Raw genomic sequence first — 25,143 nt, 5'->3', positions numbered from 1 at the left:
TCACCGAGCGTCATTTTTTGCCCAGCATGGACAGCGCCGCCCGCAGCGCGGCCGACGTGGTGGCATTCGGATCGTCGGCGAGCACCTTGTCGGTGGCTTCCTCGGCCTGCTTGGCCGCAAAGCCAAGGCCGACAAGGGCTTCCACCACCGGCATGCGGACCGTGTGGCCGGTGACCGAGACCGACCCGCCGGCACCGGCGACCGCACCGATCTTGTCGCGCAGTTCCAGCACCATGCGTTCGGCACCGCGTTTACCGATACCGGGCACCCGGGTCAGCGCGGTGACGTCACCGTCGGCCAACGCCTGCCGCAGCGCCTGGGCGTCGTACACCGCGAGGGTGGCCAGGGCGATCTTGGGTCCGACGCCGGAGACCCCGAGCAGGGTGTTGAACAGGTCCCGGGCCTCGCCGTCGGCGAAGCCGTACAAGGTCATCGAGTCCTCACGCACGATCATCGCGGTGATCAGGCGGGCGTCCTCACCGCGGCGCAGCGTGGACAACGTCGACGGTGTGGCCATCACCTTGTAGCCGACGCCGGCGGCTTCGATGACGACGTGATCGAGCGCGATCTCGATGACCTCACCGCGGACCGAGGCGATCATGCGCGCGCCGCCTTCAGCCGGGCCTGATACCGCTTCTTCTGATCGGCGGCCTTGGCTTCCGCCTCGGCCATCCGTGCGATCATCGGCGCCCGCCAGCAGTGGCAGATGGCCAGCGCCAGCGCGTCGGCGGCGTCGGCCGGCGTCGGCTTCTGTTGCAGACCAAGGATTTTGGTGACCATCGTGGTGATCTGCGCTTTGTCGGCGCGGCCGTTGCCGGTGACCGCGGCCTTCACCTCGGACGGGGTGTGGAAGAACACGTCGATACCGCGGCGGGCGGCGGCCAAGGCGATCACCCCACCGGCCTGGGCGGTGCCCATCGCGGTGTTGGCGTTGTTGTTGGCGAACACCCGCTCGATGGCGATGACATCCGGGACGTGGGTGTCCATCCAGTGTTCGACGGTGTCGCTGATGGTGAGCAGCCGCTTCTGCAACGGCGCATCGGACGGGGTGCGCACCACGTCGACATCGAGCGCTGTGACGTGACGCCCCTGCCCGGTTTCGATCATGGACAACCCGCAGCGCGTCAAACCGGGATCAACTCCCATTACCCGCACGCCAACCCCTTCGTATCAGAACACCTGTTCGATACAGTAGCCGTCGGGTCGGACACATTCGGGCAGGGACACACCTCAGATGCTGAAGTGGCCTGACCGCCAGCCGCGGGCGATCTGCAGGGCCAGTTGGTCGATACTGGCACCGGACGCCCTCCAGCCGCGGACCAGCCGGGTCTCCACCTCGGTGTCGTGACGCACGACGACGATCCGCCAGCGCGCGCCCAGCCATTTGGAAACCAACCACATCGGCCACAGCACGAGGCACGGCGCGGCCATGACCAGACCGAAGAGGCCCTCGAGTGCGAACCCGCCGAGATTCCAGAACGGCCACCACCTGCGGTGCACCGACCACTGCACGCCGTTCGGGTCCGTCACGACAGCCATCGACACATCTTGCCGTGGCAGGCTGGAAACATGCGAGTCGTCATCGCCGGTGGACACGGCCAGATCGCCCTGATTCTCGAACAGCTGCTGACCGCCCGCGGCGACCAGGCGGTCGGCCTGGTGCGCAATCCCGAACACGCGCCCGATCTGGCGGCCGTCGGGGCCGAGGCCGTGGTGCTGGATCTGGAGAACAGCACGAGTGCCGAGGTCGCCGAGGCGCTCGCCGGGGCCGACGCGGTGGTGTTCGCCGCGGGCGCCGGACCGGGAAGTGGGGTCGAACGTAAGCAGACGGTGGACCGTGACGCAGCGATCCTGCTGGCCGACGCCGCCGAGGCGGCCGGGGTCGGCCGCTACGTGCTGGTGTCGGCGATCTCGGCCGACGATCGCAGCCTCGACGCCGGGTACGACGAGGTCTTCCGCGCCTACATCATCGCGAAATCCGAGGCCGACTCGAACGTCCGCGCCCGCGCGGGTCTGCAGAGCACCATCGTCCGGCCGGGCCGGCTGACCAACGGTCCCGGCACGGGTCTGGTGCTCATCGCCGGGACGACCGGCCGCGGCGACATCCCGCGCGCCGATGTGGCCGCGGTGCTGCTGGCCGTGCTGGACTCGCCGGCGACGGCGGGCCGCACCTTCGAACTGATCGGCGGGGATACCCCGATCAGTACTGCCTTCTAGTCCTCGTCGAGCTGCGCGGCGACATCGTCGGGGATGTCGACATTGGTGTAGACCTCCTGCACGTCGTCGCTGTCCTCCAGCGCATCGACGAGCTTGAGCACCTTGCGGGCGGCATCCACGTCGACCTGCACGCTGACCGACGGCTGGAAACCGGACTCGGCGGAGTCGTAGTCGATGCCCGCGTCCTGCAGTGCGGTGCGGACCGCGACCAGGTCGGTGGGCTCGGAGATGATCTCGAAGCTCTCGCCGTGGTCGTTGATCTCCTCGGCACCGGCCTCCAGCACCGCAGCCAGCACGTCGTCCTCGGACAGCCCGTTCTTCTCCAGGGTGATGATGCCCTTACGGGAGAACAGGTAGGACACCGAACCCGGATCGGCCATGTTGCCGCCGTTGCGGGTCATCGCGACCCGGACCTCGCCGGCGGCGCGATTCTTGTTGTCGGTCAGGCATTCGACCAGGACGGCAACACCATTGGGGCCGTAGCCCTCATAGGTGATGGTCTGCCAGTCGGCGCCGCCGGCCTCTTCACCGGCGCCGCGCTTGCGCGCGCGCTCGATGTTGTCGTTGGGCACCGAGGACTTCTTGGCCTTCTGGATCGCGTCGTACAGGGTCGGGTTGCCACCCGGGTCACCACCACCGGTGCGCGCCGCGACCTCGATGTTCTTGATCAGCTTGGCGAAGTTCTTGCCGCGACGGGCGTCGATGATCGCCTTCTTGTGCTTCGTGGTGGCCCACTTGGAATGGCCGCTCATGCAGGTACGCCCTCTTTCTGGTGAAACGTCAGTTGACCAGTCTACGTGGTGTGAAAACCTGCACGGGTGCGCAAGGTGCTGATCATCGGGTCGGGGTTCGCGGGACCTCGACAACCTCGCCGGCCCGCGCACCGTCGTGGTCGTCAGCGCCGGCCTGACCGGTATCGAGACCGCCTGCGAACTGCCGGGCCGGCTGCCGTGCAGTCGCGGCGACGGGTGCTGCCGCCAAGGCGACCACGATGATCATCAACCGCGAGCGGATCTATCCGCCGCGTACCGGTGACCGGACCGACCTGCCGGCCGCGGCCGCGGCCGCGGTTCAGACGGCACCGGCCACCGAGAGGTCCCCCTCGATATAGCGCTGCAGGTTCGGCGCGATGGCGGCGACCAGGTCGCCGTCGGCCATGGAGGCAATGGGTTCGACCCGCCAGACATAACGCATCATCGCCAGACCCATGATCTGTGAGGAGATCAGCCCGCTTCGGGTGCGCCGGTCCGTTTCGTCGGCGCCTATCTGAGCGGCGCCCATCAGGCTGCCCTCCACGATGCGGCGCAGCTTCTCCCGGGTCGTCTCGTCGTGCGCGGCCGTCAGCAGCACCGCCCGCAGGACGGGTCCGATCTCGTCGTCGGCCCAGGCCCCGAGCATCAGTCGCAGCAGCGCCTCGCCGAGCCGGTCCGCCGGTGTCGCCCAGGTACGGGCCACCGATTCCAGCCACCGCGGCGGCGGGGTGGTCGCGGCGTCCAACAGGGCTTCCTTGGAGCCGAAGTAGTGGTAGATCAACGCTGGGTCGACATCGGCGCCGCGGGCGACGGCACGCAATGTGGTTCCGGCCCAGCCGTGTTGGGCGAACTCCTCGCGGGCGGCGGCCAGGATGCGCGCCTGCAGGACACCCCGTTCGTCGCGCGGGCCGGGCGGCTTCTTCGGCATGCGTCGACGATAACAGAAGTTTCACGTTGCGTTGAGACTAGTTTCAACGTAGCGTGAAACTCATGAACCTGAACGGGCCGCAGACCACCGGGCGCGAGTACCGCCATCTCAGCGAGCCGACACACCGGATCCGGCACGACATCAACGTGGCGGTACCGGTGCGCGACGGCATCTCACTGATGGCCGATGTGCACCGACCCGACGGCGACGGTCGTTTCCCCGCCCTCATCGCGGCCTCCCCCTACCCTCGCCAGATCCAGGATCTCGGCGCGCCGATGGGGTTCATCGAGGCGGGCAACACCGAGTTCTGGGTGTCGCGCGGGTACGTGCACATCATCGCGAACGTGCGCGGAACCGGCGGCTCCGGAGGCGATTTCGGCTTCTTCGATGGCGCCGAGCGCCGCGATATGCACGACCTGGTCGAGTGGGCCGCGCAGCAAACCTGGTGTGACGGCAATGTCGGCATGATCGGCATCAGCTATTTCGCGATGACGCAGCTGGAGGCCGCCGTCGAACGGCCTCCACACCTGAAAGCGATCTTCCCGGTGGCGGTCACCGCGGACCTCTTCGAGGCGTCCTCGCATCACGGACTGGTCAGCTCCGGATTCATCACGCCGTTCCTGTCGATGATGGGTCTGACGGCGGCACGCGGTGACGATTTCTGGCGCGGCCTGCCGGTGCACCTGGCCCGCAAGGTGCTCAATCTGGCGCCCCTGCACCGCAAGTTCGGAACGATGAACGGTGAAGCGGCGGTGACCATGATGCACCAGCTGCTCAAGCTCCCCCACGATCCGCACCCCTGGGACCAGCTGTGGCTCGACGTGTGTGTCAACCATCCGGTACGCGACGAATGGTGGGACGAACGTGATCTCACCGGACTGCTGGGCAATATCGACATCCCGGTGTACCTCGGCTGCGACTGGGAGAACGTGCCGCTGCACCTACCCTCGACGTTCATCGCCTGGAAGGGCCTGGCGCACAACCCGAACGTGCGCCTGGGCATGTTGGACAAGTTCGGCCTGACCTGGCCCTGGGAAAGCCTGCACATCGAGGCGCTGGCCTGGTACGACCGTTGGCTCAAGGGCCGCGACACCGGGATCGACGACGGCGATCCGGTGCGGTACGCGCTGCCCGGTGGGACCGACGGCGACTGGCATGCCAGCGCGACCTGGCCGCCCGCTGCCACCCATCTCGAGCTCGCGCTGCGCACCGACGGTGTCCTCGGCAGCGACGAAGGTGACGGCGGCACGCGCGAATTCATGACACTGGGCGCGGGCACCGGCCGGGTGAAGCCCAGCGCCATCGACCCGCCTGCCGATCTGCGCTGGACCACCGAGGTGCTGCCGTCCGATCTCGATATGGTCGGCGAGATCGAACTGCGCCTGCTCGCGTCGGCCACCGCCGCCGATGTCGCGTGGATCGCCACGTTGCAGGACGTCGCACCGGACGGCGAGGTCACCGACGTCACCGCCGGCTGGCTGCGGGCCTCGCTGCGCGAATCCGAACAGGCTCCGGTCGCCGTCCCGATCGGTGAGGATGTCGAGTACCGGATCGTGCTGGTGCCCAACGCCCGCCGCTTCGCGGCCGGGCACCGCATCCGACTGGTGCTCAACGGCGACGATCAGGACCCGCAGACACCGGCGATCATGAACTTCCGGCACGCGAGCGTCGGCACCAGCAGCCGCAACCGGGTGGACTCGGCATCCCGGCTGCGGCTGCCCGTAATCGGTTAAACCTCGGTCAGGCGACCGCGACCCGGTTGCGACCCGACCGTTTGGCCGTGGCCAGCGCGGTATCGGCACGCCGCACCAGATCATCCGGGTCGGGGTGTCCGTCATAGGACGCGACACCGATCGACACCGTCACCCCGATCCGGGTGTCGCCGACATTGAACGCGGAGTCCGCGACTGAACGCCGGATGCGCTCGGCCATGTCGACACCGCCGGACAGCTCCGTCTCCACCAACAGCACGAAGAACTCCTCGCCGCCGTAACGGAACACAAAATCGCTGGAGCGGACCGTATCGGCCAGGATCCCGGCCAGCGTGCGCAACACCGCGTCACCGGCATGGTGACCGTGCAGGTCGTTGATGTCCTTGAAACTGTCCACATCGACCATGAACCCCGACAGACTCATCGATGCCGTGTTGGCAAAACCTATCTCGCGCAACAGGATCGACGATAGGAAGCGCCGGTTCAGGGTGCGCGTCAACGCGTCGCGTCCGAGCTCGAGTTCGGAGAGCCCTTCGAACATCTCGCCGAGCAGTGCCAGGATCCGTTCGACCTCGGCACCCAACATCTGCAGTGTCTCCATCCGCACGCCGAGATCGTCCGAACGCAGCGTCGGCAGCAGCGCCCGGTCCACATGGGCGACGGCCGAGTTGATCTCGGCCAACTGGGGCGTGCTGCCGAAGATGATCTCGGCGCGGTGCCGGACCCAGCGCCCGAATGGCGCGAAGGCCAGTTCGTCCACCGCCGCGACGTTCTGGGCGTGCACGGTCGCGAACAGTGTCGACTGCGACCACTCCAGCAGGCTGGACCGTTGACGTTCGCGCTCCAGGTTCATGTCTTGATCCAACGAGAACAGCCGGTAGGACTCCTCGACCCGGGTGCGATCGACGATCCGGCGGATGCCGGCGCGGGTCATCGCGGTGATGGCACCGTCGATCCAGCTCTCGAAGAAGCGCATGGCGTCATAACGGCTCTCCCAGGGCTGGTCGGTCCGCGCGCGCACCAGATTCGAGATCTGCGAACGCAGTCGCAAGGCACCGATGTTGACCAGGTGCACGGGGACCCGGATCCGGGCATGGATCTCGCCGATCTGCTGCTGACGGGCCTCGAAGGTCGCCACGTCAAGCATCGATTCGGTCGAGAACGCCGCCTGCAACCATCGCGTCCACTCCGCCATGAGCCGCGCTTCGACGATCGAGTTGTCCAGGTAACGGTGCGATTCGGTGCGCTGCAACAGTGTCGCGTAGAAATCTGCCGCCAACTCCGCAGCACTGTCGCGAATCTGAGGAAGGTACGGCGAGATCAACTCCAGCGTGGCGGGCGAGGGCGCCTCGAGTACCCGCTCGTTCTCATACGGCGGGTGCACGTCGCTCACCGGGCAATCCTATAAGCAACATATTTGCGCCACCGTCAGCTGTTAGCTCAACCACACTTGATGTACCGCTATCTTACTCTGGAGTAAGGTAGCGGGCATGACCTTCTCCCTGGAGTTGTCCTCAGACCTGCTCGATGTGCAGAAGTGGGTCCATGAGTTTGCCGCCGATGTCGTGCGCCCCGCCGCTGCCGAGTGGGATGAGCGCGAGGAAACCCCCTGGCCGATCATCGCCGAGGCCGCCAAGATCGGCCTCTACTCCATGGAGATGTTCGCCGAGCAGGCCGCCGAACCGTCCGGCCTGGGCATGGTGGTGGTGTTCGAGGAGATGTTCTGGGGCGACGCCGGGATCGCGCTGTCCATTCTGGGCACCGGCCTGGCGGCCGCGTCGCTGGCTGGCGGCGGCACACCTGAACAGATCGGCGAGTTCCTGCCGCAGATGTTCGGCACCGTCGACGATCCCAAGGTAGCCGCATTCTGCGCGTCCGAGCCCAACGCCGGTTCCGATGTCGGGTCCATCCTGACCCGGGCCCGCTATGACGAGGCCACCGACGAATGGGTGCTCAACGGCACCAAGACCTGGGCCACCAACGGCGGGATCGCCGAGGTGCACATCGTCGTCGCCTCGGTGTACCCGGAACTGGGCAGCCGTGGACAGGCATCGTTCATCATCCCGCCGGGCACCGCCGGGCTGAGCCAGGGCCAGAAGTTCCTCAAGCACGGTATCCGCGCGTCGCACACCGCCGAGGTGGTACTCGACGAGGTGCGCATCCCCGGCCGCCTGATCGTCGGCGGCAAGGACAAGTTCGACGCCCGGATCGCCAAGGTGCGCGACGGCAAGCGGGCCGCCGGCCAGGCCGCGATGGCCACCTTCGAGCGGACCCGCCCCACGGTCGGCGCGATGGCCGTCGGCGTCGCCCGCGCCGCCTACGAGTACGCCCTCGACTATGCCTGCGAGCGTGAGCAATTCGGCCGCAAGATCGGCGAGTTCCAGGGTGTGGCGTTCAAGCTGGCCGATATGAAGGCCCGCATCGACGCCTCGCGACTACTGGTCTACCGGGCGGCCTGGATGGCCCGCAACGGCAAGGCGTTCGAGTCGGCCGAAGGGTCGATGGCCAAGCTGGTCGCCAGCGAGACCGCCACCTATGTCACCGACGAGGCCATCCAGATCCTCGGCGGCAACGGTTACACCCGCGAGTACCCGGTCGAGCGCATGCACCGCGACGCGAAGATCTTCACCATCTTCGAGGGCACCAGTGAGATCCAGCGACTGGTGATGGCGCGCACGCTGACCGGGCTCGCGATCCGCTGACCGGTCTTTAGCGCACCAGCGTGGCGCCGCCGTCGAGGCGCAGTTGCTGACCCGTCATGAAGCGGGATTCGTCAGCCAGCAGATACAGCGCCGCGTACGCGGTCTCCCAGGTGCCGGCCCGGCCCATCTTGAGTTTGACAACCTCGCCGTAGGCCTCGTCGACCTCATCGGGAGTGTGCCCGAACAGTTCCTGTGAGTCGTGGTTGCCCAGCGGGGAATCGATCGGGCCGAGCATCAGCGTGTTGGCCCGCACACCCGCACCGGCGAACTGCACGGCGGTCAGTTCGGTGATGTAGTTCAGTCCACACTTGCCGAGTGCGTACGGCATGATGCCGATATTCAGCCCGATCTCGTTCTTCATGCTGGCGATCGACGAAAAGTTGACAATGCTGCCTGTGCTGTGTCCCGGATTCTTCTCCATACAGGCCGCGGCGAAGAGGTTGCAGTAGTAGGCACCGAGCATGTTGACGTTGATGCCGTAGTTGAAGGCCTCGGTCTCCATCGTATTGTTCTCGAAGTCGAAGGGCGGGTTGGTCGCCACGCTGTAGACCATGCCGTCGACCTTGCCGCTCTGTTCCATGACCTCGTCGAAAATGCGCTGGCAGTCCTCCTCTTTCGAGACATCGGCATGGACGGCGTAGGCCTTGCCACCCTCCTCGGTGATCAGATCCGCAGTCTCCTGCGCGGAAGCCAGATTCAGGTCGACGGCGACCACCTCGGCGCCGTGTCGGGCTGCGAGCAGCGCGGTGGCGCGCCCGTTTCCGACGGTGTCACCGGCCATCTGGCCGCCGCCGACTATGACGATGACCTTGCCGGTCAGGTCGAATGGGGTGCGGTCACGACGATCGAAATCTACTGACATGTCTCCTCTTTCAATCCATGGTCGATGGCCCTGGCAGGATCGACGTACAGGTGCAGTTCGGTCAGACCGCGCAGGATGAAGGTCGGTACGTAGTCATAACGACGTGCGCCGGCCGCGCCGTGCCTGCTCTCGTCGATGCGGATCCGATCGGTGCTGCGGAGCAGGCGCTCTATGACGATCCGCCCCTCGGCACGGGCCAGTGGCGCGCCGATGCAGCTATGGATGCCGCGGCCGAAGGCGATATGCCGGCGGGCGTTCGGCCGGTCGAGGTCGAAGGTGTCCGGATCCTCGAACTGGCGCGGATCCCGGTTCGCGGCACCGAGATTCACCATCACGGTGGCGCCGGCCGGGATGACGACCCCGCCGAGCTCGGCGGTGGCCCGGGCGAGCCGGAAGTCACCGCGGATCGGGCTCTCGAAGCGCAGGGACTCCTCGATGAAGCTGGGTATCCGGTCGGGATCGGCGCGTAGCCGGTCCTGTATCTCGGGGTACTCGGCCAGCACCTGCAACGCCGAGGACAGCAGCCGAACCGTGGTCTCCTGGCCAGCCGAGAACAAGTTGGCGGCCACCCGCACCACATCGATGACTTCCGGGGTGGAGCCGTCGGGGAAGGTCGCCTTCGCCATATCGGTCAGCACGTCGGCACGCGGGTTCGCGCGGCGTTCGGAGATGTACTCACCGAAGCGGTGATAGAGGTATTCCAGCGGGGTATGTGACATCTGCTCGCCCTCGGTGCTGCCGAGCGAGCTGTCCCCGACCAAGTGCTCGGCGAGGTCGGTGCGGTCGGCTTCCGGAACACCCAGCAGATCGGCGATGACCAGTAGAGCAACCGGGTTGGCGACCGCGCCGATGAACTCACCGCCGCCTTGCGCCACGTACGGAGCGAGCACCCGATCGGCCAGACGCCAGAGATATTCCTCGTTCTCCTTCAGTCGCTTGGGTGTGATCATTCGCGACAGCAGTGCCCGGTGCGCGGTGTGCGTCGGAGGATCGAAGGTGGGTAGCTGATCGCTGAACGGCAGTTCGTGACGGTGCTGCTCGATCAACTCCTGCACATCCTCGTCGGCGAGCCCTTCCAGCGGCACCGGAAATCCAGGAAATGGTCCGGACACGCTGGTACAGGACGAGAAGGTGCCGGGATCACCGAGGATCGTCTGGGCCTCTTGATATCCGGTGACGATGTATACACCCTGGGTGGGTTCACGCAGCACGGGACTGACGGACCGCATGCGCCGATACAGCTCGTAGGGATCGACGACCAACGCTGGGTCGCGGAAAAAATCAACGTCGGCAAGCACGTCCGAAGCAGTCAAGAGGCTCTCCTCAGGGTGGCTGAAAACTGACCAATCGTAAAGCTGATTCCTGACCGATCGTACAGACGTAAACTGTACGAATGGTCGAGCACCTAGAGATTGTCAGCAGCACTACTTTTTTGGCGGCGATGTGAGCGGCCCGACAGGCCCCACCCGTCAGCGACTCATCGCAGTCGCCATCGATTCGTTCCGGCGGCACAGCGTCGCCGGCACGTCGCTGCAGATGATCTCCGATGAGCTCGACCTGACGAAATCGGCCATCTACCACCATTTCCGGACCCGTGACGAGCTTCTCGAGGCCATCTTGGAACCGCTGATCGCCGCCCTCGAACCCATCGTGACCGCCGCCGAGGCCACTCGAGGTGCGCGTGCACAGGCCGACGCCGCCCTGACCGGCTTCGCCGGATTGGCCGTCGCGAACCGCGAGTTGATCCCGGTGCTCACCGGCGATCCCGGTGTCACCGAGTTCCTCCGTAGCCGGCCGGCCTGGGGCGCGGTGGTACAACGCCAGATGTCGTTACTCTCCGGCGTCGAACCGGGGATGGGCGGTCAGATCAAGGCCGCGATGGTCATGACCGGCATCTCGGCTGCCGTCGGCCTGCCGTACGACGGCGCCGGCGATGACGATTTTCCCAAACGTCTACGGGAGGAACTGGTGTGCGCCGGCCGGCGCACACTGGGCCTGCGGGCTACCAGATAGTGGCCTACAGCGACTCGACGAACATCCGGTGCACCCGTCGGTCCCCGGTGACCTCGGGGTGAAACGACGTCGCCAGCACCTTGCCCTGGCGCACCGCCACCGGGTGGCCGCCCGCGGTGGCCAGGACCTCGACCGCCGGCCCGACCCGTTCCACCCAGGGCGCCCGGATGAACACGGCGTGCACCTCGGAATCGAGCCCGATGAACGGGATCGACTCCTCGAACGAGTCCACCTGGCGACCGAAGGCGTTGCGCCGCACCGTCATATCGATACCGGCCAGCGGTAGCGCCTCGCGGCCCGGCACGCCGGCGTCCAGGATCTCGGTGGCCAGCAGGATCATGCCGGCACACGACCCGTAGGCCGGCATCCCGTCGGCCAGCCGCGTGCGCAACGGTTCCAGCAGCTCGAACTCGCGCAGCAGATGGCTCATCGCGGTGGATTCGCCACCCGGGATCACCAGTGCGTCAATGGATTCCAGCTCGGTCAGGCGGCGCACCGTGACGGCCTGCGCACCGGCCTCGGTCAATGCAGCCAGGTGTTCGCGGGTATCGCCCTGGAGCGCGAGTACCCCGACCCGGACCGTCACTTCGCGGGCGGGACGAAATCCCGCTGGTAGCGCGTCAGCCCCTCCTGCATGACGGCCGCGACCATCTCGCCGTACTGGTTGAACAGCTTGCCCTGGGTCAACGCCCGGCCGCCGCAGGCCGACGGCGAGGACTGGTCATACAGCAGCCACTCGTCGGCCCGGAACGGCCGCATGAACCACATGGCGTGATCCAGCGAGGCGATCATCAGGTGCTTGCGTTCGTCGGGGTGGTTCACCTGCGCCGAACCGAGCAGCGTCAGATCCGAAAGATAGGCCAACGCGCAGATGTGCAGCACCGGGTCATCCGGCAGCGGATCACGGTGCCGAAACCACACCTGCTGCTGGGAAGCCTTGCCGGGCAACCGGTTCACCTGGTCGCGCGGCACGATCCGGACATCCCATTCGTCGAACTGCCGGAAGCTGGCGTCGTCGAACACCTTGGCGTTGGTCTTGAAGCTGGGAATCTCGTCCGGGCCGGGCGCCGTGGGCATGGCGTCCTGATGTTCGATCCCGCTCTGGTCGGTCTGGAACGAGGCCGACATGGTGAAGATGGTCTGCCCGTGCTGGACGGCACTGACCCGCCGGGTCGCGAACGAGCCACCGTCACGGATGCGCTCGACCAGATACACCGACGGCGACCGGGCATCACCGGGCCGCAGGAAGTACCCGTGCAGCGAGTGCACCTGGAACTTCGAGTCGACGGTGCGCACCGCCGAGACCAGTGACTGCCCGGCGACGTGGCCACCGAATGTCCGTTGCAGGAACCCGGATTCGGGGCTGAACACACCACCCCGGTAGATGTCGACCTCCAACTGCTCGAGGTCGAGGATCTCCTCGATCGACACGTGTTACCAGCCGCGCTCGGCGAGCCGGTGCGGTTGGGCGATATCTTCGACGTTGATGCCGACCATCGCCTCCCCGAGCCCGCGCGAGACCTTGGCCAGTACGTCGGGATCGTCGTAGAAGGTGGTGGCCTTCACGATCGCGGCGGCACGCGAGGCCGGGTCACCGGACTTGAAGATGCCCGACCCGACGAACACGCCCTCGGCACCGAGCTGCATCATCATCGCCGCATCGGCAGGGGTCGCGATACCGCCGGCGGTGAACAGCGTGACCGGTAACTTGCCGGCCCGGGCCACCTCGGCCACCAACTCGTACGGCGCCTGCAGTTCCTTGGCCGCGACGAACAACTCGTCCTCGCTCAACGAGGTCAACCGACGGATCTCGCCGCCGATCTTGCGCATATGGGTGGTGGCATTGGAGACATCGCCGGTACCGGCCTCACCCTTCGAGCGGATCATCGCCGCGCCCTCGGTGATCCGGCGCAGCGCCTCACCAAGATTGGTCGCCCCGCACACGAACGGCACCGTGAAACGCCACTTGTCGATGTGGTTGGTGTAATCGGCCGGGGTGAGCACCTCGGATTCGTCGATGTAGTCCACACCCAACGACTGCAGGATCTGCGCCTCGACAAAATGGCCGATCCGCACCTTGGCCATCACCGGGATGGTCACCGCGGCGATGATTCCCTCGATCATGTCGGGATCCGACATACGCGACACCCCGCCCTGGGCACGGATATCGGCGGGCACCCGCTCCAGCGCCATCACGGCCACCGCACCGGCGCCCTCGGCGATACGCGCTTGCTCCGGGGTGACGACGTCCATGATCACGCCGCCCTTGAGCATCTCGGCCATCCCACGCTTCACCCGCGCGGTACCGGTCTGGCTGCCATTCTGCGCCGCGGTATCCATCGTCATCTCCTCTGCTCAGCTACTGATCCAGTCTAAACGTGGTGCCAAATCGATTGAATCCGCAGACTCAGCGAATCAGCTGAGGCTGCGCACCCGGTCCGGCACCGCGTACATCAGCAAGTTCTCCGGCCTGTGCCAGTAGTTCGCCGAGCTGCAGCGGGTACACGGATTCACCCTTGGCGACCAGCTCGCCGATCATTGTCTCATCGCACCATCGGTGGCCTGCAATGTAGCGGCGTTCCAGCTCGTTGTGACCGGTCGTGGACGGCTCGAACCGCCGGGTGCGGTGCACGAAGAAGTGCTCCTCGCTGCGCATCACCGCCCCGTTGAAATCGATGATCGCCTCGCGTCGCCACACCGGCCCGAACAGATCCGTGGGCCTCACCTGCAGGCCGGTCTCCTCGGTGACCTCACGCACCGCGGCATCGACAAGCTCTTCGCCGGGTTCCACCGCCCCGCCGACGGTGAACCACCAGTGCGGGACGGGCTCGTCGGTGCGGGCCGGGTCGGACCCGCGGAACAACAGCACCCGGCCGTCCTCGTCGAGCAGCACAACACGTGCCGACACCCGACTGCCGGTCGAACCGGTGGCGCGAGCCGCGGGCCCCACCCGCTCCGCGATCTCGAAATAGGTCGGCAGTGCCGCCGTACCGCCGAGGTGCAGCAGCCGCACCAGCGGACGCTCCCGCAGGGCGAGGGTGTCGCGGACGGCGTCGTTGTGAAAGCGGCGGGCCAGCAGCACGCGGGCCTCGGCATCGGCCAACTCGGCGACCAATGCGGTGGGCAGCGCCACCGGATCGACCAACGACAGCGCCGCTGACAGCGCGTTCTCGGCGGCCTCGCGGGCCGGCCGGTCGGCACGTTCGGCGGCATCGGCCAGCCCGGCCAGGCGCTTGGCCTCGGGGGCGCGGCCGTAGGCGTCGACGGCCACCGCGCGGGCCACCACCGCCCGTCGCGCCAGCGCACCGTCGAGTGCCTGCCAGGACAGGTCGTAGCGCACATGCAGCCGGTCCAGCCGATTCGCCGTCAGGTAGGCCCAGCTGCCGGTCAACAGCAGTGCCGCACCGAGCACGATCAGCAGCACCACCAGCCATACCATCATGCGGTGCTCCTGCCTGAGGTGCCGGTGACCGTGACCTTGGCCCCCGAACCGCTGACCGTCTCGTACACCCGCATGATCTCACCGGCCACCACCGACCAGTCGTAGCGCCGCACCGCCGCCGCGGCCATCCGCACATAGTGCTGACGTGCGTTGTCATCACGCAACAGCTCGATCAGACTGTCCGCCAACGCATCCGGGTCATCGACGGGCACCAGCCGACCGGCCGCGCCCTGATCGAGCACACGGCTGAAGGCATCCAGGTCACTGGCCACCACCGCGGTACCCGCGGCCATCGCCTCGACCAGCACGATTCCGAAGCTCTCCCCGCCGGTGTTGGGTGCGCAGTACAGATCCGCGCTGCGCAACGCCGAGGCCTTGGCGGCATCGTCGACGGCACCCAGGAAGCGCAGGTTGGTGGCGTGCGGACCGGCCTGCTCGGCCAGGTCGGCCTCGTCGCCGCGGCCCACGATCAGCACCTCGACATCGGGGAACTGCTCGACCAGTCGGGGTAGCGCACCCAACAACACCGACATGCCCTTGCGCGGTTCGTCGAACCGGCCCAGAAACAACACCGAGCGGCCCGCCCGCGGATATCCGTCCAGCCGCGGGGCCTCGGCGAACTCGGATACGTTCACCCCGTTGGGGATTTCGACCGCGTCGGATCCCAGCGCCTCCATCTGCCAGCGCCGGGCCAGATCCGACACCGCGATGCGGCCGACGATCTTCTCGTTGAGCGGGCGCAACATTCCCTGGAACACGCTGAGCGTCAACGATTTTGTGGTCGAGGTGTGAAATGTCGCGACGATCGGCCCCTCGGCGATCATCAGCGCCAGCATCGAGACGCTCGGCGCATTCGGCTCGTGCAGGTGCAGAACATCGAAATCGCCCTGCTGCAGCCACCGTTTGACCTTGCGGTGGGTGGCCGGGCCGAACCGCAGGCGCGCCACCGAGCCGTTGTACGGGATCGGGATGGCCTTGCCCCCGGAGACGACATAGTCGGGCAGGTCCACATGGGGTGAGGACGGGGCGAGCACGCTGACCTCGTGGCCGCCGGCCCGGAAGACCTCGGCCAGTTGCAGCACGTGGGCCTGCACACCGCCGTGTACGTCGAACGAGTACGGGCACACCATGCCGATGCGCATCGGTGCTCCCCTACCGGCCCTCGAGCCGGGCGCGGCGCTCGGCGGACAGATCGGCGATCCACTGCGGTTGCAGCATGTGCCAATCGGCCGGGTACTCGGCGATCCCGACCTCGAACCGGTCGGCCAGCCCCTGGGTGATGACGCCGATATCACCGCCGGAGGTGTCCAGCGGCTCGTGGATGCGCAGCCCCCACCCGTCCTCGGTGAACCAGGTATGCACCGGCAGCAGCGCAGCGCCGGTCTCACACGCCAACCGCGCCGGGCCGCCCGGCAGCCGGGTCGCCGCACCGAAGAAATCGACCTGCACACCGGAGCGGGTGAGATCACGATCGGACATCAGGCACACCAGACCGTTGTCGCCGAGTCGGTCGGCCAGCACTTCCGAGGGCGGCCGCGGCCCACCGGTCAACGGGAGCACCTCGAACCCGAGGCTCTCCCGGTAGTCGACGAACCGGTTGTACAACGACTCGGGCTTGAGGCGTTCGGCCACCGTCGCGAACCGGCCATAGGTGTTGGTCAGCCAGACCCCGGCGATATCCCAGTTGCCGCTGTGCGGAAGTGCGAGCACCACACCGCGACCGGCCGCCAGTGCCGCCTCGATGTGGTGATGGCCCTCAACCCGGTCCTGAACCCGGGCGGCGACCGCCGCGTGATCCATCGACGGCAGGCGGAACGCCTCACGCCAGTACCGGGCGTAGGAGGCCAGCGATGCACGGATCAGGCTGCCGGGCACCTGTGCCGGCGGTACCCCGATCACCCGGCCGAGATTCTTGCGCAGTTGTTCGGGGCCGCCACCACGCGCGGCGTACAGCGCCCCGGCCTCGAACATGTTGCGGGCGGCGAACTCCGGCATGGCGCGCACCACCCGCCAGCCCGCGGCATAACCCAGATCGGAGAGCTGCCCGCCCAGTGGCAGCGCAAGCCCCCGCACATTCGGCACCCCAGCCGACGGGGTGCTCACTGTGGGTCGCCTTCGGCCGGCGCGGCCGGCGGTGCCTCATCGGCCGGCGCGGCCGGCGGTGCCTCATCGGCCGGCGCGGCCGGCAGCGGATCCATGGCACCGGGCGAGGTGCGCACCGAATGCAGCCGCTGCGCCAGGGTCACCAGGCTGGCCACCGCCAGCACCCACATCGCGATGTCCAGCAGCAACGGCCAGCCGAACAACCCGGACAGCCCGGCGCCGGCCAGGGCGATCACCAGGCGTTCGGGACGTTCGATCAGGCCGCCGTCGCCGCGCAGACCGCTGGCCTCGGCGCGGGCCTTGATATACGAGATGACCTGCGAGGTGACCAGACAGATCAGGGTGGCCACCACCAGGGCGGTGTTGTGTGCACCGAAGGCGGCCCACCACGCCAGCCCACAGAAGATCGCGCCATCGCTGAGTCGGTCACAGGTGGCGTCCAGCACCGCCCCGAATCGTGTTCCGCCACCGCGTTCCCGGGCCATCGCACCGTCGAGCATGTCGGCCAGCACGAAGATGAAGACGGCGAACCCACCCCACCACAGCTGCCCGATCGGGAACAGTGTCAATGCGGCGACGATCGACCCCGCCGTGCCCAGGATCGTGATGCTGTCCGGGGTGAGCCCGGCGCTCAGCGCCGCCCTGGCGACCGGGCGCGACAGCTTGGTGTATGCCGCCCTGGTCATCAGGTAGAAGTTGCTCATTGTTTTGACTGCCCCGTCGCTGCGCTCGCCCCCGGCTGAGCTGCCCACTCCGCGGCCAGCAGCCGGCGCGTCTCGGAGAGCAGCTGTGGGATCACCTTCGACCCTCCGATGATGGTGATGAAGTTGGCGTCCCCACCCCAGCGCGGCACGACATGCATGTGCAGATGCTCGGCCAGCGAGCCACCGGCGGACGTGCCGAGATTGAGACCGACGTTGAACCCGTGCGGCCGCGAGACCGCCTTGATGACACGAATTGCCTTCTGGGTGAACGACATCAGCTCAGCGGTCTCGTCGGCGGACAGGTCCTCCAGCTCGGACACCCGGCGGTACGGCACCACCATCAGGTGGCCCGGGTTGTACGGGTAGAGGTTGAGCACGGCGTACACCAGTTCGCCACGCGCGACCATCAGCCCGTCCTCGTCGGACATCGCCGGGATATCGGTGAACGGTTCGGACGACAGTGCCGAACCGGAGCCCTTCTTCATCGGCGATTCGGCGATGTAGCTCATCCGGTGCGGTGTCCACAACCGCTGCAGATGGTCGGGCTCGCCGACGCCGTGGTCGATGATGGCCTCCGGTTCGCTCACGGATCCACCGTAATCAGATCCGCGGTGGGAGTGGCGTTCTCCCGCCGCGCGATCCAGTCCACGATCGCCTCGACCGCCGCATCACGCGGGATGCCGTTGACCTGGGTGCGGTCCCCGAACCGGAAGGACACCGCATTCGCCTCGATGTCCTTGTCACCGGCGAGCAGCATGAAGGGGATCTTCTGGTTGGTGTGGTTGACGATCTTCTTCGCCATCCGGTCGTCACTGCTGTCCACCTCGACCCGGACACCGCGGGTGCGCAACTGGGCGGCAACATCTTCCAGATACGGCAGATGCGCATCGGCCACCGGCACCCCGACCACCTGCACCGGCGCCAGCCAAGCCGGGAACGCACCCGCGTAATGCTCGGTGAGGACGCCGAAGAACCGCTCGATGGACCCGAACAACGCCCGGTGGATCAGCACCGGCTGCTGGCGGGTGCCGTCGGCGGCGGTGTACTCGAGTTCGAACCGGTCGGGCATGTTGAAGTCGAGTTGAATGGTCGACATCTGCCAGTTGCGGCCCAGCGCATCCTTGACCTGCACCGAGATCTTGGGACCGTAGAAGGCGGCGCCGCCCGGATCCGGGACCAGGTGCAAACCGGAGGCCTCGGCAACCTCACGCAGGGTGGCGGTGGCCTCCTCCCACAGCTCGTCGGAGCCGACGGACTTCTCCTCGTTCCTGGTGGACAACTCCAGGTAGAAGTCGTCGAGGCCGTAATCCGAGAGCAGGTCCAGCACGAAGCCCAGCAGTGAGGTCAGCTCGTCGCGCATCTGCTCGCGCGTGGTGTAGATGTGCGCGTCGTCCTGGGTCATCCCGCGCACCCGGGTCAGGCCGTGCACGACACCGGACTTCTCGTAGCGGTACACCGAACCGAACTCGAAGAGCCGCAGGGGCAGCTCCCGGTATGACCGCCCGCGGGACCGGTAGATCAGGTGGTGCATCGGGCAGTTCATCGGCTTCAGGTAGTAGTCCTGCCCGGGTTTGCGCACCGCGCCGTTCTCGTCGAACTCCGCGTCGATGTGCATCGGCGGGAACATCCCGTCGGCGTACCACTCCAGGTGCCCGGAGGTGATGTACAGGTTCTCCTTGGTGATGTGCGGGGTGTTGACGAACTGGTAGCCGGCCTGTTCGTGCTTGCGCCGCGAGTAGTCCTCCAGCTCCTTGCGCACGATGCCGCCCTTGGGGTGGAACACCGGCAGTCCGGAGCCGAGCTCATCGGGGAAGCTGAACAGGTCGAGTTCGACACCGAGCTTGCGATGATCGCGCCGCAGCGCCTCCTCGATCAGTTCCAGGTGGCGATCCAGCGCCTCCTGTGACTCCCAGGCGGTGCCGTAGACCCGCTGTAGGCTGGCATTGTTCTGGTTGCCCCGCCAGTACGCCGCACTGCTGCGGGTCAGTTTGAACGCCGGGATGTAGCGGGTGGTCGGGATGTGCGGGCCGCGGCACAGATCACCCCAGATGCGTTCCTTGGTACGCGGATTGAGGTTGTCGTAGGCGGTCAGCTCCCCATCCGATTCGGGGCCGCCCACTTCCATGATCTCCGGGTCGCCGGATTTGTCGTCGACGAGTTCGAGCTTGTAGGGCTCGTTCGCAAGTTCAACGCGGGCTTGCTCTTTGGACTCGTACACGCGGCGCGAGAACAGCTGACCGTCCTTGACGATCTTGGCCATCCTCTTCTCCAGCTTGGCCAGGTCCTCAGGGGTGAACGGCTCGGCCACGTCGAAGTCGTAGTAGAAACCGTCGGTGATGGGCGGACCGATGCCGAGCTTGGCCTGCGGGAAGAGTTCCTGCACGGCCTGGGCCAACACATGGGCACACGAGTGCCGGATGACACTGCGGCCGTCCTCGGAGTTCGCGGGCACCGGTTCGACATCGACATCGGCCTCGGGCACCCAGTTCAGATCACGCAGTCGCCCGTCGGCGTCGCGCACCACCACGATGGCATCCCGGGCGCCGCGTTCCGGCAGACCCGCCTCGCGCACCGCCGCCCCGGCGGTCGTCCCGGCAGCGACCCGGATCAGGGCTGCGGGGGCTGAACTGGCGGCGGCGGTCATCAGGGGTTCTCCTAGTCAAGGGCACGTGTGATCGCGACCATGCTATCGGTGCTGTCCGCGCGGGATACCTACGACCCGATGCCGATCGGGCTCTTCAGCCAGGCCCAGTCGATGCCGACCCAGCCGGCCACCAGCCCGACCGCCCCGAACAGCCACAATGTCACCAACACGACCGCCGCGGTGAAGGCCGCACTCAGGGCTTTCACCGCGATGTGCTGGCGGGCGAACCAGGCCATCACGCGGTCGTAGCGGGCCCGCACCCAGTGCAGCGCCACCTGGGCCACCCGGAACTCGGTGGCCAGGATCGCCAGTCCGACGAACACGATGGCCCAGCCGGGTCCCGGGTACGGGATGGTGATGATGCCGACGATCAGCACCACCGAACCGACCACACCGACGACGATCCGGTACACGAAATTCGCCATCGGACGGTCGCGCAGTTTGTCGCGCCAGCGTGCCCAGGCACGTTTCTGCTGCCCGGTGGGTCGTTCCGAGCTCATGGCTGCCCCGGCTTGAGCCGCACGAACAGCGCGTCGGATTCGGTGAGCACATCGGGTCCGTCCAGCAGCCGGCCGCTGACGAAGATCTTTCGGCCCTCGATGTGGTCGATCCCGGCCTGCACCTGCAGTTCGCGCCCGATCGGCACGATCCGGCGGTAGTCGATGCCCAGATGTGCGGTGCGCTGATACATGCTCTTGGTCAGCTTGGCGGTGGTGAAGCCCAGCAACGAATCGAAGAGCAACCCCAGCACACCGCCGTGCACTGCCCCGTTGCGGCCCAGGTGGTACCGCCGGAAGGTGACCGTGCCGACGACCGTCTCCTCGGCGGTGACGTGCAGATCCATCGGCACCGACATGATGTTGCCGCGGTTGGGCAGGTCCAGGCGCCGGCCCGACGGCGAATGCCATTCGTCGGCCTCGTACGGCGCCAGCAGCGCGGTCACCTTCTCCACCAGATCCGCGGCCTCGCCGATGACCTCGTCGGGCGCGTCGGCGGCGCGGGCATGATCTTGCAGGGTCCGGACCGCCTCGATGAACCGGCCGTAGTCCGGTCCGCCTTTGTCGGTGGGCTCCGGCGGGTTGAATCCGCCGCCTGGATGCGCAGGTCCGGTCGTCACATGGCCACGGTATTGCACGACCGGATATACCGTGACTGGGGTGGACCTGACCTATCCGGAAGTGGGCGCCACCAAGGGGCCGTTGCCCGCCGGCTATCAACACGTGCACGCCAGCGCGGTGATCGGGCACGGGCGCGCCCGATTCGAGGAGGCCGCCGACGCCGTCCTGCACTGGGGGATGCAGCGCGGGGCGGGGGTACTCGTCACCGCGGACGCGGCCGCCGCGGCCGTCGACGGTGAGGTGACCGTCGGGTTCTGGCCGCTGCGGGCACCGTGCCGGGTGGTGTACCTGCTCGACGAGCCCGACCGGTGTGGTTTCGCCTACGGCACGCTGCCCGGTCACCCGGAGTCCGGTGAGGAGCTGTTCGCGGTGCGTTACGACCCGGCCGACGGGTCGGTGCATGCCGAGGTGACGGCCTTTGCGCGGCACGCGACGTGGTGGAGCCGGCTCGGTGGGCCGGTGACCCGGCTGGCGCAGCGGGTGATCACCCGGCGTTATCTGACGGCCGTGTGACCGGTGGGCGGCAAGTACTCGCTGCGCGGGGTTCGTTCCGTGCTCTCGGCAGAGGTGGCCGCGATCCGGCGGCGCGATCCGGATCTGGATGCCGCCGATATCACCGTGTTCACCGCACCGCTGTTGATCGGACTGACCGGTGTGCTGGCCGTCGGAGTGGTTCCCCTGATCGTGGTGCGCAGCAGCCCGGACACCGACTCGCTGCTGGTGCCGATGCTCGGATCGCTTGCCCTGGTGATCAACTGCACCGCTGTGGTCAGTTGGTTGACCTCGGTGGTCATCTCCGGTGATCCGCACCCTCACCGGGTCCTTCGAACGGGTCAGCGACTCAAGGTCACACATCACACTGCTGGCACTGGTGGCCGGGCTGTTGTCACTGGCCATCGGGCTGCCCACCCGCAGCGCGGACGAACTGGCCAACTCCGTGCTCGACGACCTGCTCGCCGCGCGGGTAGGTGTGCTGCTGGCGGTGCTCGGGCCGGCCTTCCTCGCCGAGTCGGTGCGCTGCGCAGCCGATTTCGTCGACGATCAGTCGCTGATGCTGGCCTGGCCGTGGGCACTGGCATTCGGCCCGGTTCCGCTGATCGCCGCGGTGTGGGCCTTCAGCGCGTGGCGCCTCGACGGGTTCACCCATCTCCGCGATTTTCTCACCGGCACCGACGATGTTCCCGCCACCCGGCTGACGTGATCGGCGCGCCTGCCTACTTGCTCTGCAGCAGCTTGGCGATGTTGGCCTTGAGTTCCGTTGTGCCGAAGGTGAGTTCCTCTGCGGTGGTGGCGTAGTCGAGGGTGATCTGCACCTGACGCTCGAGCTGCATGTTGAGGATGCGCTTGGTGGATTCGACGGCCTTCTGCGGCAGCTCCAGCATCTTCTTGGCCGCGGTCAACGCCTCGGCAAGTGGGTCGGCGACGACATGGTTGGCCAGCCCGAGTTCGACGGCCTTGGCCGCCGGGATGCGGGCGCCGGTGAGCGCATATTCCTTGGCCTGCAAGATGCTCATCTGCATGGGCCACACCAGCGGGCCCCCGTCGGCGGCGACGAGGCCGACCTGGACATGCGGATCGGCCAGGAACGACTTCTCGGCCATGTACACGATGTCGGACAGCGCCACGACGCTGCAGCCCAATCCGACGGCCGGACCGTTGACGGCGGCGATCACCGGGATGCGGCAGCGCACCATGCCCATCACGATCTCGCGGCCGTCGATGATCGTCTTGGTGCGTAGGTCGATGTCTTCGCTGAGTTCTTTGATGTAGTTGAAATCGCCGCCGGCCGAGAACGCCTTGCCGGCACCGGTGATCACCGCGACCCGGGCGGTCGGATCCAGGCTGAGCCGGTTCCAGATGCGGGCCAGCCCGACGTGCAGATCATCGTTGACGGCGTTGAGTTCCTCGGGCCGGTTCAGGGTGATGATGCGCAGCGGGCCGTCGGCCTCTACCTGGATCTCTTCGGGCATGTCGTACATGTCAAACCGCCATTCTCAGGATTCGGCCAGCGATGATGTTCTTCTGGATCTGCGAGGTGCCGCCCATGACGCTCTGGGAACGGCTGTAGAGGTAGGTGTTGAACAGGTCGATATCGGACGTACCGGTTTGCGCCAGCACCGCATGCCCCACCGATTGTTCGACCCAGGTCATCAGCAGTTTGTCGATGGAACCCTCCGGACCGTGCGAGATTCCGTCGAGCTGTTCGGACAGCCGGCGCCGCACATGCTGGCGCAGCACCTGGACCTGCACGGTGGCCCAGGCCAGTTCGTCGCTGCGTTCGCTGCGACGGGCCAACTGGTTGACCGTCTTCTCATAGCGCGCCGCATACCCGAGGGTGGACGGTTCGCGTTCGTGGCCGACGACGGTCATCGCCAGGGCCCACCCGTCACCCGGGTTGCCGACCATATTGGCCGCCGGGACGCGCGCCCCGTCGAAGGCCACCTGGCCGAATTCGTTGCTGACACCGTTGATCATCTTCAGCGGGAACTGTTCGATACCCGGCTGATGCATGTTCACCAGGAACGCCGAGATGCCTTTGTGCTTGGGCACAGGTGTGCCGGAGTGCCGCTTCACGTCCTTGTCGGTGCGGGCCAGCAGCAGGCACCAATCCGCGACGTCGGAGTAACTGGTCCAGATCTTGTGGCCGTTGATCACGTACTCGTCACCGTCCAACGTCGCCGTGGTGGTCAGCGACGCCAGATCCGATCCGGCACCGGGTTCGGAGAAGCCCTGACACCAGCGCTCGGTACCGTCGATCATGCCGGGCAGGAAGCGCTGCTGGATTTCCTTGCTGGCGTGCCGTCCCAGCCCGGTGACCAGGTAGCCGAGGCTGGGCCGCGGCGGGGCGCCCACCCGGGCGAGTTCCTCGTCGACGATGACGTCGTAGACCGGGGGCAATTCCAGCCCGCCGAACTCCTTGGGCCAGGTGGCGCCGAAAAACCCTGCTGCATGCAGGGATTGGTGCCATTCGCCCTGGCGAGCCCAATACTCCTCGGTCGATTTCGGGAAGTTCGGGGCCTGCTCGGCCAGCCAGGCCCGCAGCCGTTCCCGGAAGGCCAGTTCGGATGCGGAGTCACGAAAGTCCAACGGAGATCTCCTTCAACGACACCGGCCACAGACCGGTGGACACCAGTACCCGACGCAGGTAGACGTGTGCCGCACATTCCCAGGTGTTGCCGATTCCGCCGTGCACCTGGATCGACGTCTCGCAGACGGTGTGGGCGGATTTCGCGCAGTACACCTTGGCCACCCGGGCGGCCTCCAGGGCAACCTCGGGTTCTTCCTCGTCGACGGCCCAGGCGGCGTACCGCAGGATGCTCACCGATCCCTCGATGAGCACCAGCGATTCGGCGAGCAGGTGTGCGACAGCCTGATAGCTGCCGATGGTCTTGCCGTACTGCTCACGCACCTTGGCGTAATCACAGGCCAGGTCGAATGCTCCGCGTGCAGCACCGAGGATGTCGGCGGCGGTCACGACCATCGCCAGGGTTTCGGCGCCCTGGGCACCGTCGGCCCCGCCGGTCTCCGCGGTGACCTGTGCGCTCCAGCGGGTCAGGTCGATGCCCGGCGCCGCATCGCCGAGGGCCACCGTGCTGCCGTCCAGCCGAACGCCACTCGTGATCCCGCGGGCATCGGGCGCGCGGTCACCGAAGACGATGGTCGCGCCGGTCCGGCCGAGATCGTCGGCCAGCACCGGACCGAGGAATGGCACGTCGACCAAACCGCGGCCGAATTCTTCTGCCACGATCGCCACCTCGACCCCGGAGGCGTCGTCGGAGCGCAGCGACCGCCAACCGGTGGCGGCCACCGTCTTCTCCAGGCGCGCGACCCGTAGCTCGTCGTCGAGCTCCCCGACCGCGCCGGGGCCGAGGTCGTCGGCGAGTTTGGCGGCCGCATCCCGTAGTTGCTGCTGCTCACTGGTCAGCCGAACATCCATGAGAGGAGC

Annotated in this window: 29 protein-coding genes and 1 pseudogene; 7 read left to right on the top strand and 23 right to left on the bottom strand. The window is 67.0% G+C overall.

Annotated elements, in window-relative coordinates; genetic code table 11:
- Nucleotides 1–10 precede the first annotated feature (10 nt).
- The 3 genes from ruvA to ACLBYA_RS25545 form a co-directional block, all read right to left on the bottom strand.
- Nucleotides 11–601 (bottom strand): Holliday junction branch migration protein RuvA, encoded by a 591-nt coding sequence (gene ruvA, locus ACLBYA_RS25555; protein ID WP_447712260.1) that lies wholly within the window; start codon nt 599–601, stop codon nt 11–13.
- Nucleotides 598–1,155, bottom strand: coding sequence for a crossover junction endodeoxyribonuclease RuvC (gene ruvC / locus ACLBYA_RS25550; RefSeq protein ID WP_447712259.1), 558 nt, complete (start codon nt 1,153–1,155; stop codon nt 598–600). The genes ruvA and ruvC overlap by 4 nt, the downstream gene beginning before the upstream one ends.
- A gap of 75 nt (nt 1,156–1,230) precedes the next feature.
- Nucleotides 1,231–1,539, bottom strand: a complete 309-nt coding sequence (locus tag ACLBYA_RS25545) for a hypothetical protein (protein ID WP_447712258.1) — start codon at nt 1,537–1,539, stop codon at nt 1,231–1,233.
- Nucleotides 1,540–1,569: 30 nt separating this feature from the next.
- Between ACLBYA_RS25545 and ACLBYA_RS25540 the strand changes: the two genes are divergently transcribed.
- On the top strand, nt 1,570–2,217 hold the full coding sequence (locus ACLBYA_RS25540) for an SDR family oxidoreductase (RefSeq protein ID WP_447712257.1): 648 nt from the start codon (nt 1,570–1,572) through the stop codon (nt 2,215–2,217).
- Here the strand turns inward: ACLBYA_RS25540 and ACLBYA_RS25535 are convergent.
- Nucleotides 2,214–2,969, bottom strand: coding sequence for a YebC/PmpR family DNA-binding transcriptional regulator (locus ACLBYA_RS25535; protein ID WP_447712256.1), 756 nt, complete (start codon nt 2,967–2,969; stop codon nt 2,214–2,216). The genes ACLBYA_RS25540 and ACLBYA_RS25535 overlap by 4 nt on opposite strands.
- A gap of 130 nt (nt 2,970–3,099) precedes the next feature.
- Here ACLBYA_RS25535 and ACLBYA_RS25530 point away from each other — a divergent pair.
- Nucleotides 3,100–3,222, top strand: a pseudogene (locus ACLBYA_RS25530) (NAD(P)/FAD-dependent oxidoreductase); the annotation flags it as partial.
- Nucleotides 3,223–3,288: 66 nt separating this feature from the next.
- On the opposite strand, the gene ACLBYA_RS25525 reads toward ACLBYA_RS25530, so the two are convergent.
- Nucleotides 3,289–3,897 carry a TetR/AcrR family transcriptional regulator gene (locus ACLBYA_RS25525; protein ID WP_447712255.1) on the bottom strand — a complete coding sequence of 203 codons (609 nt, stop codon included), beginning with the start codon at nt 3,895–3,897 and terminating at the stop codon, nt 3,289–3,291.
- A gap of 62 nt (nt 3,898–3,959) precedes the next feature.
- On the opposite strand from ACLBYA_RS25525, the gene ACLBYA_RS25520 reads away from it, so the two are divergent.
- Complete coding sequence (locus ACLBYA_RS25520; RefSeq protein WP_447712254.1) at nt 3,960–5,630, top strand: CocE/NonD family hydrolase; 1,671 nt, start codon at nt 3,960–3,962, stop codon at nt 5,628–5,630.
- 7 nt (nt 5,631–5,637) lie between these two features.
- Here ACLBYA_RS25520 and ACLBYA_RS25515 read toward each other — a convergent pair whose 3' ends face one another.
- The gene (locus ACLBYA_RS25515) at nt 5,638–7,002 is read right to left on the bottom strand and encodes a diguanylate cyclase (protein ID WP_447712253.1); all 1,365 of its coding nucleotides are present in this window, start codon (nt 7,000–7,002) and stop codon (nt 5,638–5,640) included.
- Between the two features lie 97 nt (nt 7,003–7,099).
- Between ACLBYA_RS25515 and ACLBYA_RS25510 the strand changes: the two genes are divergently transcribed.
- Nucleotides 7,100–8,311 carry an acyl-CoA dehydrogenase family protein gene (locus ACLBYA_RS25510; protein ID WP_447712252.1) on the top strand — a complete coding sequence of 404 codons (1,212 nt, stop codon included), beginning with the start codon at nt 7,100–7,102 and terminating at the stop codon, nt 8,309–8,311.
- A gap of 7 nt (nt 8,312–8,318) precedes the next feature.
- Here the strand turns inward: ACLBYA_RS25510 and ACLBYA_RS25505 are convergent, their stop codons facing one another.
- Together ACLBYA_RS25505 and ACLBYA_RS25500 are read right to left on the bottom strand one after the other, a co-directional pair.
- Nucleotides 8,319–9,173 (bottom strand): SDR family NAD(P)-dependent oxidoreductase, encoded by an 855-nt coding sequence (locus ACLBYA_RS25505; protein WP_447712251.1) that lies wholly within the window; start codon nt 9,171–9,173, stop codon nt 8,319–8,321.
- Nucleotides 9,164–10,486: a cytochrome P450 gene (locus ACLBYA_RS25500; RefSeq protein ID WP_447712250.1), complete on the bottom strand. Its 1,323-nt coding sequence runs from the start codon at nt 10,484–10,486 to the stop codon at nt 9,164–9,166. The genes ACLBYA_RS25505 and ACLBYA_RS25500 overlap by 10 nt, the downstream gene beginning before the upstream one ends.
- 130 nt (nt 10,487–10,616) lie before the next feature.
- Here ACLBYA_RS25500 and ACLBYA_RS25495 point away from each other — a divergent pair, with 130 nt between their 5' ends.
- On the top strand, nt 10,617–11,186 hold the full coding sequence (locus tag ACLBYA_RS25495) for a TetR/AcrR family transcriptional regulator (RefSeq protein ID WP_447712249.1): 570 nt from the start codon (nt 10,617–10,619) through the stop codon (nt 11,184–11,186).
- A 4-nt stretch (nt 11,187–11,190) separates the two neighbouring features.
- On the opposite strand, the gene pdxT is transcribed toward ACLBYA_RS25495, so the two are convergent.
- The 11 genes from pdxT to ACLBYA_RS25440 form a co-directional block, all read right to left on the bottom strand.
- Nucleotides 11,191–11,772 (bottom strand): pyridoxal 5'-phosphate synthase glutaminase subunit PdxT, encoded by a 582-nt coding sequence (gene pdxT, locus ACLBYA_RS25490; RefSeq protein WP_447712248.1) that lies wholly within the window; start codon nt 11,770–11,772, stop codon nt 11,191–11,193.
- A complete protein-coding gene (gene tesB, locus ACLBYA_RS25485) occupies nt 11,769–12,617 on the bottom strand; it encodes an acyl-CoA thioesterase II (RefSeq protein ID WP_447712247.1) in 849 nt (282 codons plus the stop codon). The genes pdxT and tesB overlap by 4 nt, the downstream gene beginning before the upstream one ends.
- 3 nt (nt 12,618–12,620) lie before the next feature.
- The gene (pdxS, locus tag ACLBYA_RS25480; protein WP_447712295.1) at nt 12,621–13,526 is read right to left on the bottom strand and encodes a pyridoxal 5'-phosphate synthase lyase subunit PdxS; all 906 of its coding nucleotides are present in this window, start codon (nt 13,524–13,526) and stop codon (nt 12,621–12,623) included.
- A gap of 67 nt (nt 13,527–13,593) precedes the next feature.
- Nucleotides 13,594–14,628, bottom strand: coding sequence for an NUDIX hydrolase (locus tag ACLBYA_RS25475; RefSeq protein WP_447712246.1), 1,035 nt, complete (start codon nt 14,626–14,628; stop codon nt 13,594–13,596).
- Nucleotides 14,625–15,770: a glycosyltransferase family 4 protein gene (locus ACLBYA_RS25470; protein WP_447712245.1), complete on the bottom strand. Its 1,146-nt coding sequence runs from the start codon at nt 15,768–15,770 to the stop codon at nt 14,625–14,627. Before ACLBYA_RS25470 ends, ACLBYA_RS25475 begins: the two co-directional genes overlap by 4 nt.
- A gap of 10 nt (nt 15,771–15,780) precedes the next feature.
- Complete coding sequence (locus ACLBYA_RS25465; RefSeq protein ID WP_447712294.1) at nt 15,781–16,701, bottom strand: phosphatidylinositol mannoside acyltransferase; 921 nt, start codon at nt 16,699–16,701, stop codon at nt 15,781–15,783.
- Between the two features lie 26 nt (nt 16,702–16,727).
- Nucleotides 16,728–17,435 (bottom strand): phosphatidylinositol phosphate synthase, encoded by a 708-nt coding sequence (gene pgsA / locus ACLBYA_RS25460; RefSeq protein WP_447712244.1) that lies wholly within the window; start codon nt 17,433–17,435, stop codon nt 16,728–16,730.
- Complete coding sequence (locus ACLBYA_RS25455) at nt 17,432–18,022, bottom strand: HIT family protein (RefSeq protein ID WP_447712243.1); 591 nt, start codon at nt 18,020–18,022, stop codon at nt 17,432–17,434. The genes pgsA and ACLBYA_RS25455 overlap by 4 nt, the downstream gene beginning before the upstream one ends.
- Nucleotides 18,019–20,079: a threonine--tRNA ligase gene (gene thrS, locus ACLBYA_RS25450; protein ID WP_447712242.1), complete on the bottom strand. Its 2,061-nt coding sequence runs from the start codon at nt 20,077–20,079 to the stop codon at nt 18,019–18,021. The genes ACLBYA_RS25455 and thrS overlap by 4 nt, the downstream gene beginning before the upstream one ends.
- A gap of 68 nt (nt 20,080–20,147) precedes the next feature.
- A complete protein-coding gene (locus ACLBYA_RS25445) occupies nt 20,148–20,579 on the bottom strand; it encodes a TIGR02611 family protein (RefSeq protein ID WP_447712241.1) in 432 nt (143 codons plus the stop codon).
- A complete protein-coding gene (locus ACLBYA_RS25440) occupies nt 20,576–21,196 on the bottom strand; it encodes a PaaI family thioesterase (RefSeq protein WP_447712240.1) in 621 nt (206 codons plus the stop codon). Before ACLBYA_RS25440 ends, ACLBYA_RS25445 begins: the two co-directional genes overlap by 4 nt.
- Before the next feature lie 40 nt (nt 21,197–21,236).
- Here ACLBYA_RS25440 and ACLBYA_RS25435 point away from each other — a divergent pair, with 40 nt between their 5' ends.
- A complete protein-coding gene (locus ACLBYA_RS25435; RefSeq protein WP_447712239.1) occupies nt 21,237–21,710 on the top strand; it encodes a DUF1990 domain-containing protein in 474 nt (157 codons plus the stop codon).
- Here the strand turns inward: ACLBYA_RS25435 and ACLBYA_RS25430 are convergent.
- Nucleotides 21,692–21,991 (bottom strand): hypothetical protein, encoded by a 300-nt coding sequence (locus ACLBYA_RS25430; RefSeq protein ID WP_447712238.1) that lies wholly within the window; start codon nt 21,989–21,991, stop codon nt 21,692–21,694. The two genes, ACLBYA_RS25435 and ACLBYA_RS25430, sit on opposite strands and share 19 nt — an antisense overlap.
- A 5-nt stretch (nt 21,992–21,996) precedes the next feature.
- On the opposite strand from ACLBYA_RS25430, the gene ACLBYA_RS25425 reads away from it, so the two are divergent.
- Complete coding sequence (locus ACLBYA_RS25425; protein ID WP_447712237.1) at nt 21,997–22,398, top strand: hypothetical protein; 402 nt, start codon at nt 21,997–21,999, stop codon at nt 22,396–22,398.
- Nucleotides 22,399–22,411: 13 nt separating this feature from the next.
- On the opposite strand, the gene ACLBYA_RS25420 is transcribed toward ACLBYA_RS25425, so the two are convergent.
- Genes ACLBYA_RS25420 through ACLBYA_RS25410 form a run of 3 tightly spaced genes read right to left on the bottom strand, consistent with a single transcriptional unit; the run spans nt 22,412 to nt 25,134 of the window.
- Nucleotides 22,412–23,176, bottom strand: coding sequence for an enoyl-CoA hydratase/isomerase family protein (locus ACLBYA_RS25420; RefSeq protein WP_447712236.1), 765 nt, complete (start codon nt 23,174–23,176; stop codon nt 22,412–22,414).
- A gap of 1 nt (nt 23,177) precedes the next feature.
- Nucleotides 23,178–24,284 (bottom strand): acyl-CoA dehydrogenase family protein, encoded by a 1,107-nt coding sequence (locus ACLBYA_RS25415; RefSeq protein WP_447712235.1) that lies wholly within the window; start codon nt 24,282–24,284, stop codon nt 23,178–23,180.
- Nucleotides 24,271–25,134 (bottom strand): acyl-CoA dehydrogenase family protein, encoded by an 864-nt coding sequence (locus ACLBYA_RS25410; RefSeq protein ID WP_447712234.1) that lies wholly within the window; start codon nt 25,132–25,134, stop codon nt 24,271–24,273. The genes ACLBYA_RS25415 and ACLBYA_RS25410 overlap by 14 nt, the downstream gene beginning before the upstream one ends.
- Between the last annotated feature and the right edge of the window lie 9 nt (nt 25,135–25,143).

This window comes from Mycobacterium sp. C31M (genome assembly GCF_053345865.1).
The sequence above is the reverse complement of the archived record's forward strand: the minus strand, read 5'-3'. Positions and strand labels throughout refer to the sequence as shown.